The organism is Holdemanella porci, assembly GCF_019052655.1.
Classification (GTDB): Bacteria; Bacillota_I; Bacilli_A; order Erysipelotrichales; family Erysipelotrichaceae; genus Holdemanella; species Holdemanella hominis.
In genome coordinates this window covers 1-442 of record NZ_JAHQVB010000182.1, presented here as the reverse complement: position 1 = coordinate 442, position 442 = coordinate 1, and the positions used below count along the sequence as shown (strand labels likewise).

Below are 442 nucleotides of genomic sequence, written 5' to 3'. Positions count from 1 at the left end.
TCTTTGTCGACCTTAGACTCTTCAGAAACAAGACAGTACAGAACTTGTGTTATTCTCCCAGAATGCTGATGGCTTTTTTTAGAATTTCAAGAGCATCTTGCGTATCCTTTAATTCACGTTTTAAACGTCTGTTTTCAAGCTCAGCCTCTGTTAGATTCCCTGAACCTTTAAATGTTGCCTGGTTGTTATTGGCTTTAGCTTCTTGCTTCCATCTGTATAAAGTACTATCTCCAATACCTAAATTTTTAGCACATTCTTTACGACTTAGTTCTGGATGTGTTAAACAATAATTGACTGCATTTTGTTTAAATTCTTGATCAAACTGTTTCTTTTTATTTGCCATTTTCTTTTGCCTTCCTTTGTCTTTGAATCATCCTCTTTCTATTGTACCACTGGTGTAAATTTTCTCTTTTTGACTAGTCCTATTTATATGCTAACATCA

General features: G+C 34.2%; 1 protein-coding gene. It reads right to left on the bottom strand.

Translation table 11 applies throughout. The annotated features are described in order from the left end of the window. Positions 1 to 49 precede the first annotated feature (49 nt). The gene (locus KTQ83_RS12055; RefSeq protein ID WP_154573171.1) at positions 50 to 343 is read right to left on the bottom strand and encodes a transposase; all 294 of its coding nucleotides are present in this window, start codon (positions 341 to 343) and stop codon (positions 50 to 52) included. Positions 344 to 442 lie beyond the last annotated feature (99 nt).

Coding starts and splice junctions, on each gene's coding strand:
- KTQ83_RS12055 (WP_154573171.1), bottom strand. CDS start 343: ATGGCAAATAAAAAGAAACAGTTTGATCAAGAATTTAAACAAAATGCA.